12 protein-coding genes are annotated in these 7,682 nt (G+C 36.4%); 1 reads left to right on the top strand and 11 read right to left on the bottom strand.

Annotated elements, in window-relative coordinates; translation table 11 throughout:
- Positions 1–63 precede the first annotated feature (63 nt).
- Positions 64–408: a RyR domain-containing protein gene (locus tag AC22ZQ_RS10595; RefSeq protein ID WP_318958758.1), complete on the bottom strand. Its 345-nt coding sequence runs from the start codon at positions 406–408 to the stop codon at positions 64–66.
- 3 nt (positions 409–411) lie between these two features.
- A complete protein-coding gene (locus tag AC22ZQ_RS10600) occupies positions 412–1,113 on the bottom strand; it encodes a hypothetical protein (RefSeq protein WP_318958759.1) in 702 nt (233 codons plus the stop codon).
- Between the two features lie 115 nt (positions 1,114–1,228).
- Here AC22ZQ_RS10600 and AC22ZQ_RS10605 point away from each other — a divergent pair, with 115 nt between their 5' ends.
- On the top strand, positions 1,229–2,080 hold the full coding sequence (locus AC22ZQ_RS10605) for a hypothetical protein (RefSeq protein WP_318958760.1): 852 nt from the start codon (positions 1,229–1,231) through the stop codon (positions 2,078–2,080).
- A gap of 30 nt (positions 2,081–2,110) precedes the next feature.
- Here AC22ZQ_RS10605 and AC22ZQ_RS10610 read toward each other — a convergent pair whose 3' ends face one another.
- The 9 genes from AC22ZQ_RS10610 to AC22ZQ_RS10650 form a co-directional block, all read right to left on the bottom strand.
- Positions 2,111–3,046 carry an LPD1 domain-containing protein gene (locus AC22ZQ_RS10610; RefSeq protein ID WP_318958761.1) on the bottom strand — a complete coding sequence of 312 codons (936 nt, stop codon included), beginning with the start codon at positions 3,044–3,046 and terminating at the stop codon, positions 2,111–2,113.
- On the bottom strand, positions 3,047–3,205 hold the full coding sequence (locus tag AC22ZQ_RS10615; RefSeq protein WP_318958762.1) for a hypothetical protein: 159 nt from the start codon (positions 3,203–3,205) through the stop codon (positions 3,047–3,049). It abuts the gene before it with no gap.
- Positions 3,206–3,230: 25 nt separating this feature from the next.
- Complete coding sequence (locus AC22ZQ_RS10620) at positions 3,231–3,458, bottom strand: hypothetical protein (protein ID WP_318958763.1); 228 nt, start codon at positions 3,456–3,458, stop codon at positions 3,231–3,233.
- A 13-nt stretch (positions 3,459–3,471) separates the two neighbouring features.
- Entirely contained in the window at positions 3,472–4,332 is an 861-nt protein-coding gene (locus AC22ZQ_RS10625) for a hypothetical protein (RefSeq protein ID WP_318958764.1), read from the bottom strand.
- Positions 4,319–4,621 carry a hypothetical protein gene (locus AC22ZQ_RS10630; protein WP_318958765.1) on the bottom strand — a complete coding sequence of 101 codons (303 nt, stop codon included), beginning with the start codon at positions 4,619–4,621 and terminating at the stop codon, positions 4,319–4,321. Before AC22ZQ_RS10630 ends, AC22ZQ_RS10625 begins: the two co-directional genes overlap by 14 nt.
- 5 nt (positions 4,622–4,626) lie before the next feature.
- On the bottom strand, positions 4,627–5,592 hold the full coding sequence (locus tag AC22ZQ_RS10635; protein ID WP_318958766.1) for a hypothetical protein: 966 nt from the start codon (positions 5,590–5,592) through the stop codon (positions 4,627–4,629).
- Positions 5,580–6,440: a hypothetical protein gene (locus tag AC22ZQ_RS10640; protein ID WP_318958767.1), complete on the bottom strand. Its 861-nt coding sequence runs from the start codon at positions 6,438–6,440 to the stop codon at positions 5,580–5,582. The genes AC22ZQ_RS10635 and AC22ZQ_RS10640 overlap by 13 nt, the downstream gene beginning before the upstream one ends.
- Positions 6,441–6,450: 10 nt before the next feature.
- Positions 6,451–7,212 carry a DNA adenine methylase gene (locus AC22ZQ_RS10645; protein WP_318958768.1) on the bottom strand — a complete coding sequence of 254 codons (762 nt, stop codon included), beginning with the start codon at positions 7,210–7,212 and terminating at the stop codon, positions 6,451–6,453.
- Between the two features lie 47 nt (positions 7,213–7,259).
- Positions 7,260–7,682 (bottom strand): DUF4494 family protein (locus AC22ZQ_RS10650; RefSeq protein WP_318958769.1); only part of this gene is annotated, 423 nt, incomplete at its 5' end.

A 7,682-nucleotide genomic window follows, 5' to 3' on the forward strand; every position in this document is an offset into this window, starting at 1 on the left:
AAGAACTTTTCGTATTCTTTACCGTCAATTGTCTTTTTCTTAGAGAAATTACTTTGCATGATACTAATTGATAAATGATTTAATTACGGAGATAAATAGAGCATCTTTGGCCTGTTGCTTCTTAGGCAGCTTGCTATAAGGCACCATACAAGGGTGAAGTTTCTTTATTGTATCTTTCTTTTTACCGTATTTCCAACCATCTTTTCGCTTTTCATTCAGCCAATTCTTGTGGCTATCAGAGGGCTTTGAATTCGGGTTGCTTAAATGGAATTTTACACCATTAATTGCGCTTTGCTTTTGCCAATCAGGAGCATCATTCCAACTAGGTTGAGAATTATCACCAATAATTTTACAATAAGCACGATTTACCTCGTGACACGTTTTAGCGATTCGTACAATACTAGGCATGATTTATTTTTTTATAGAGTTGATTCCAGTGTAAAATTCACCGCCAAGGTTGAAAATAATGTTGTCATTAAACAGCATAGCTTCAATCAGTTCATTTAAGCTTTCTTCTTCACCATACTTCTTTGCTCTTTGCTTTAAAATGAATTGAAGCAACTGAAGTTTCTTTTCCTTAGGATATTTCTCATCCGTTAATTGCAACAAAATTTCATGTGCCTGCAATTGGCGTTCAACCGTAGTAGGTTTATCTTCCAGTTTCTGACGGAATATTAATAATTCTTCGTTAAGAAACTTGTTGCTTTCAATTACATGCAAGACCTTTTCAACGGTTGATTTTCCTTGCAATTCTGGTGAAGGCAAGTAATCCTGTAAAGCCTCCCAAATTTGGCTGTGCATGTCGTTGACTGCATGTAGGTTTGCAGCTTCATCTTCAGAAATGGCAACAAATCCTTCTTCCAATTCAGTTGCAGGCGGTTGATTGTAGTTTCGCAAAAGGTGCAGGAATGCGTCTTTTATACTTCCAAATGCAAACCCTTCTTTGTCTTGAATGGCTTGTAATTGTTGGTTGATAGACTCGCGTTCCTGTTCGTTAGTGGTTATGCTTGCCGTTCGGCCGTTGATTGAAAACATTTGGTCTTGCTTGTAATTGTTTGCAACAAAACTAGGGAGGTTTGCAGCTCGTTTTACAAACTTTGAACGGTTATACATTTATTCGACAAAATCGTGTCAAATAAATGTATAAAATTAAAAAAGGCTTGCAAGCTGCCTGCAAAATTGATTTAAACATCGAAAAAAGTATATTTATCAAAAAAAACTTGGTAAAATGTCTAAATCACTTGAAACATCAAGCACAAAAAAAAAAGGGAAAATCGGAATTGTAATGCCCATATCACAAACGGAAGGGTATGATAAAAACCATTGGAATGACGTAAAACATATTTTAGAAGATGTTGTAACTGAATTGGAATATGAAAAACCTGAAATGGTAAGTCAGTCTCATGGTAGTATAATACAAGAAACAATAATTACAAACTTGTATGAAAATGAATTGGTAATTTGTGATGTATCAAGTAATAATCCAAATGTATTGTTTGAGTTAGGTATTAGGATAGCATTTGATAAACCCGTTGTAATTGTAATTGATGATAAAACTAAATTTAATTTTGATTACGGACCAATAATGCATGTAACCTATAATAGTTCATTAGCATATGTGGGTGTAAATAAGTTTAAAGACAGTTTAAAAAAGACGATATTAAAGCAAATTGATCAACCAAGCTCATATTTGTCAATTTTCGGCGGTAAAATTAAGTCGACTAAACTTGAAGAAAAGGAAACTTCTGTATTTGATGTCCTAAGAAGTGAGATAAAATCTCTATCAAATAAAATTGATGGAATTAATAATTATTCTGAGGCTAACCCCAATAATCAAAACGGTTATTTTAACTCAACAGAATACAATGATTTATTAAATACATTTTTTGATTATGATCTTTTCGAAAATTATGAAATTAAGAGAGGAGATTTATTCACAGGTAGTCTAAAAATGATAAAGTTGATTGGAGATTTAGAAAGTACCTACAATATACCGATATTTAAATCGATGGGTACATTAACAAAAGAGAAGGTATTGATTAATATTTATGATTTTGTTATGGATAATAAATTATTTTAGTGAAAAAGCGGAGCAATAGCCCCGCTTTTTTTAATTCACTCTTTTCCTAATTTCATCCATTAATTGATCTATCAAAGGGACAAGCCTTTTGATTTCGCTTGTTTTAAGATAGTACCAATCATTGTACTTCTTTTTCGATAGAAACTTATTAGAACGCTTCAATTGTCGCAATTTGTAGAAGATGTATTGCTCAAACATACGGGCAAATATTTCTTGGCGCATATTTATGTAGCTTCCTTCAGTTTTAATCATCTTTCTGTAACGGGTTTCTTTTCCGTTTTCGTCAAAAATGATGTTTTGAAAAAGGTTTTCGGCCAGTTGGTGCAAGGGGTATTTATCGGGATACTCAATTTTTCTGGTCGAAACACTGCCCCAGGGACCCGTTAAAAAATCGGCACCTTTTACGGGTTCAATTAAGTTGCTCACGTAATAGTCCAGAAAATGACCGTATTCATGTGCGAAGCTTCCAATACCTCCAGTGTTGACAAATCGCCACTCTTTGGATAGGTCAACTCTTACTGGACGTTTATTCAAGGCCATTTCTTTGAGCAACACATCTTCTCGTTTGTAACGAGTGGTATTAATCACAAAATTCCCCGGTTCAAAATGGGCTAAAGCTGAACTTTTACCACGTGCACCAAAAGACAATGCAAGTAGACCTTGCCCAAGTGCAGGTTGTGTAAATTTTAGAACGCTGTTGAGATCCAACATAGACAACTGCAGCGCAGCCAAATAGTTGTATTTATCTTCTAGCGTTACCCAGTTTCCGAACTGTATTCCGCGAATTCCGAAATTTTCAATAATTCCTTCAATGGTGTTGTTTGAGACTTTGAAACCTTTGGGAAGATTACCTTTTACAATTTTCTTAAAACTATCCTGTAGCTCTTTATGCTCCCAATAGGTTTCTAATCTGCTTTCTCCGTCAATGTAGGTGTCTAGTGGTTTTTCGATAGGTTGATGTCTCATTTACTTTTTAGGTTTGGTTTTGGCTTGCCTTGCGGCTTCTTTTTCAATTGCTTTGTACAATCCTTCCTTGTCGTAGTGATCAGGGTTTCCAGAACCCATGGTTGTTTTCACGGGTGGATTGACTTGTTTTTTAAACTTTCGTTTCAATTTTTGTGTCATTGTATATTTGATTTATGGTTATGCTTTATTTTGAGTTTAGTAGGCTTTTCAAGCTTTTAAGCGCTGCGAATATTACAAAAAACGTATCAAATATTGCAAGTTTTTTCATCCATTTTATTGATAGTCTTTTGTAATAATCATCTTGAATCCTTACTTCATCAACTCCAAGTTCTAGCATTTGATCGAGGAGTTCTTTTGATTCTGCTTTCGTCCAGTTTTCAGGAAGGTTTTTGCGCCAGAGTTTAAGTTTCATAATTTGAAACGAGTTAGGAAAGACAATATCCAGAGTCGCAATCGCTGAACTCACTAAAGTCTAATTCAAATTGAGGTGAATATTGTTCAATTTCTTCGTAAGTTATTCCTGTTTTCCAAGTTCCTTTGTTTGGTTTTTCTTGAGATTTAAACCAAGCCATTTTATTTGGGTGGAGAGGGAACATTTTACGCAGTAACAACGGGTTTCGGTGGTGGCAACCGACACAATTATTTAATTCTGCAAATTGTACAGTTTTATCACTCCAATAGTTTACAATTTCATCTTTGAAAATTCCATTTTCAATTAATCGAAAAACTGGTTTTTGCCATTCTACAGTTTCCCATTTGTTTTGACCTCTTTTGTTCTTTTCAAAAGTGGCTTTGTATTCAAGCAAACCATTATCATTCAACTTAGAATTCATTCGTTTTGCTCGTTTTTGTTCGTTTGCCCTGTATCCAATTTGCATTTCTACAGGTTCACCAATGAATTCAGCCCACCAGTAAAAAATAGGTTCTATTTTAAGATAAGTGGTACAGTATCTATGTAGTTTATTAGGGAGCCAACCACCTTTTGTATTTATTACTTCATCGAAGGAAATTCCACTTACCCAAGTAATAGGGCGGCCAATGAATTGTTCAAGATCGAGAATGGTGGTTATTATTTTATCATCCTCTAATGTTCCTATAAATGGTTTTTGAATTCTATCTTCTACCTCTTGAATTAATTTTTTATCAGGGAATTTACATTGTGGATCATCGGTGCGAACCAATGAGAATACATTGTAATCACTCGGAAATTTTGCGGCCAAAAATGCAGATGTTTGACCTCCTGATATTGAAGTACATGTCTTCATTTTTTGATTAATACAATCCATTTTGTAAGTGTTTATTTTCGTTTTCTAATTCTTCGTTTTTTTTCTGTAGGCGCAATGCAGATATGTATAGGTTTGAGTTCTCAACTCGGGTTGCATGAAACACCTTGTCGGCCTTGTGCAAACACACTCTACTTTGCTTTACGGTTTGCAGGCAGCTTTCAAGCGTTTCCTTAAAAACTTTACCGTTTACCTGCTCGCCCTTCAGTTTGCGGGCAACTATTTCATCAAGTGCCTGCAACTGTCCCTCAATTGTTGATAGATGCAAGCTTGTTAAACTCAATTCGGTCATAATTCCTAGTTAAATGATAGTGTGCTTTGAGTTCGAGTATTTTCAAGGCGTTCAGCATATTTATTACGTCCTCCGTCGGTGAAATCTATCTCAAAGTATTTTCCTTTTTGGAGGTCGTATTGTAGGTTGCATTCACCTGCAATTCCTACTATTTTAGGTTTAGCCTTAGCAACCTTTACCGTGGTTATTTCGGCTCCAAAATCCCTGTGTGCAACAACCACGCTTTTTGCGTTATTTGCCCACTCGGAACCACCTTTAAGCGAGTGCATATCTGGGGCAATAATATTCCCGTTTTTATCACGTTTTGCGCTTGTTGGGTGAATGATAGTGTGCAAATGCAAGTTGTGTTGTTCTGCCAATTCATTTCGATAGGAGAGTACATCTTCTAACCACTTATCTTCTCTGGCAAATCCCTTTGTATCGTGGTGCATGTAGTTCCATGAGTCAATGACTGCCCCAAATATTCCTAACTCGGCTTTATTCTGAACCGCAAAATCCCAGTATTCCTTTGGTGTAACAGATTTTGAACGTGTGTTTTTATTCTTGTATGTCGTTGGGTCGAATATTTTAAAACTATCGTGTATTTCTGGTAGATAACGATCAACCTCTGCTTGTGATAAACGGTTGTTGATTGCTATTTTTTCACCTCTTTTGTTGTAGAAAAATTCGTCAAATTGTTTGCCTGAAAGTTTGTGCATTAGTTTCCCTGCTACCTCTGCGGCTGTTCCTGCATCTGGCATGTAAATTAAATGCTTATGACCGTACCATTTATTGCAGTTAATTAGCATTTCAAGTAACAATTCAGTTTTACCCGAAGCAGGGTAGCCCGTCCAATCAGTAACACCACCTTCTTTGATGGAGTAGTGAGGGGCTAAACATTTGAAACCGCAATAGTATGTTTTACCGCCGCCAGTTTCATAAAGCTTCATAACATCTTGGCGCAATTTGCTAAATTCTATTATCCCCCCCATAGTTGTGTCATTTTTAGTTTAAGCGCTTCCCATTCTCTGTACTCAGCTTCAAAATCTAACTCCTGAGCTTGTTTGCTTTGCCATTCGTGCTGTTTTAGTTCTATTTGCTGATACAGGTCGTCTTTTGTGTTTAAAGTCGGTTTTTGCGTGGTTAATTCCACTCCGAACTTGTCGATTGTTTCTTGACGGCTGAAATATTCAGGAGTAAGGTTCTCATACCCATTTTTGATATTGTAGGGCTTTGTTACGGCCGTTTCAATGGCTTTCACGATTTGAGCTCGAGTGTAACCGTTTTCGAGCAATTTCGCATACGCTTTGCGGCTGCTCGGAGAAATGGACTTAAATGCTCGACCAGTTTTTTCATTGATAAACCCTAGTAAAAACAAAAAATCAGAATCCTTTAACTCTCCCGACTTTTTTCCAAAGTCGGTGTTTGATGTTTGTGGTTTATTAGTTTGTGGTTTATATATACTAACAGTGCTTTGACTTTGCGTTGTATCTTGCTTTTGTTCTTGGTTATGTATTGCTGTTGTAAGTGCTCCTGTGGATGCTTTTGTATTTTTTACAATAGCAACAATATTCGCGGTATATTGATTTTTTGACTTCTGAATCATTTTAATAAATCCGAACTTCACAAGGTCATTTAATGCACCCGCATAAGTACGCCAGTTTTTAACGCCAATTGCATCCATAACCATACTGGAAGGAAGTCCAATTTTTTCTTTCCAACCTGATCTGTTTGCATGCTCTATGATGAAAAAGAATACAGCACTGTGTACAGGCTTTACTTTTTCAGGGTTTTCAAAGGCAAAATCAAACCAATTTCGAGATAGATCGTAACCGTTCATATTTTTTGTTTTAGCTACACTTCAGAGAAGCGATTTCTGTTACAATTGCTTGTTGTTCGTGAAAGGGTAGGGCTTTTATTTTTTCCGTCCATCTTTCCGATTTGCGTTTAATTCTTTGGCGGTCGGTATTGTTATCACCTACATATTTGTAGCTCAATAAAACCTCTTCTTTTGGGTTGAAGTTCGTCCAAAGCATATCATCTATTTTACCACCTCTACCCATGTATGCGAATGGTTGTGCCGTCCATTCTTTGTCGGTGTAGCCATCAACCAGAAGTGCATTGTAAGTGTCGCACTCGGGGTGGGTTATCATTATTTTAGCTCGTGTTTTTTCACTTAATAAGCGAACGAAGGCAAGAAATTCGATATGTTGCTCCAATGTCCATTCATAATCATACATCGGGCGAATTGTGCGCCTTGTTTCAAATAAGTATGGAGGGTCGAAGAAGAAAACCGTTTCTTCAAATAAGTATTGAAGGTCTGATTTGTCTTTTTTCGATAGATTGTTCAGGTAGTGTTCAATTACATTTTCATTGAAACATTTTATACCTGGCAATGTAGATGCTTCTTTAAATTGCTTAAATACATGCTTAACAATCTCGAAGTATAGAATCTGTATATTTTTTTCAAGTTTTGCTATGCTTTCGCTTACAAATCCACTACCGCCAAAACCATCCACGAAAAACTCGCATTTAGGTGTGTTGTTAATAAGAAATTCTTTTACTCCGCTTGCACCTTTTGAACCGGGGTATTTTGTAATGTCTAAATTCATAATGATGGCTTAAAAAGTCCTCGATCTAAACCGAGGACTTTAGGTTTTTACTCTTCCTCGTCTCCTGGGATTTGGTGTTCACTTTCTGCAAATGCGGGAACGGTACCGTTTACTTTGTATTCTTCTTTTTCCTCGTCCGTCATTTCTCTGCGCTCGAGTTCACGGTCTAAATCTGGATTGAAAGGGAAGATGTCAACAATAGGAGTAAGCTTGATTTCTGGAATCTCGAATGAAACAAGCATTGATTCAAGGCTTTCTTCTATTCGGTCGTAAGCGTCTCTTACATTTTCAGCAGAAACAAGGAATAGGTTTGAAATTTTCTTTTCCCTTCCGCTATCCGCATCAACTGATAGATAAGAAACTTTAGCCTGATACCAATAGTCTGCATCTTCATATTGAAAAATGTCCTCGAAGTTTGCTTTTTTCACTTCCGTTACGATAAATTCACCACGTATCATTTGACCTAACTC

It is taken from the genome of Lishizhenia sp. (genome assembly GCF_057456495.1).

Coding starts and splice junctions, on each gene's coding strand:
- AC22ZQ_RS10595 (WP_318958758.1), bottom strand. CDS start 408: ATGCCTAGTATTGTACGAATCGCTAAAACGTGTCACGAGGTAAATCGT.
- AC22ZQ_RS10600 (WP_318958759.1), bottom strand. CDS start 1,113: ATGTATAACCGTTCAAAGTTTGTAAAACGAGCTGCAAACCTCCCTAGT.
- AC22ZQ_RS10605 (WP_318958760.1), top strand. CDS start 1,229: ATGTCTAAATCACTTGAAACATCAAGCACAAAAAAAAAAGGGAAAATC.
- AC22ZQ_RS10610 (WP_318958761.1), bottom strand. CDS start 3,046: ATGAGACATCAACCTATCGAAAAACCACTAGACACCTACATTGACGGA.
- AC22ZQ_RS10615 (WP_318958762.1), bottom strand. CDS start 3,205: ATGACACAAAAATTGAAACGAAAGTTTAAAAAACAAGTCAATCCACCC.
- AC22ZQ_RS10620 (WP_318958763.1), bottom strand. CDS start 3,458: ATGAAACTTAAACTCTGGCGCAAAAACCTTCCTGAAAACTGGACGAAA.
- AC22ZQ_RS10625 (WP_318958764.1), bottom strand. CDS start 4,332: ATGGATTGTATTAATCAAAAAATGAAGACATGTACTTCAATATCAGGA.
- AC22ZQ_RS10630 (WP_318958765.1), bottom strand. CDS start 4,621: ATGACCGAATTGAGTTTAACAAGCTTGCATCTATCAACAATTGAGGGA.
- AC22ZQ_RS10635 (WP_318958766.1), bottom strand. CDS start 5,592: ATGGGGGGGATAATAGAATTTAGCAAATTGCGCCAAGATGTTATGAAG.
- AC22ZQ_RS10640 (WP_318958767.1), bottom strand. CDS start 6,440: ATGAACGGTTACGATCTATCTCGAAATTGGTTTGATTTTGCCTTTGAA.
- AC22ZQ_RS10645 (WP_318958768.1), bottom strand. CDS start 7,212: ATGAATTTAGACATTACAAAATACCCCGGTTCAAAAGGTGCAAGCGGA.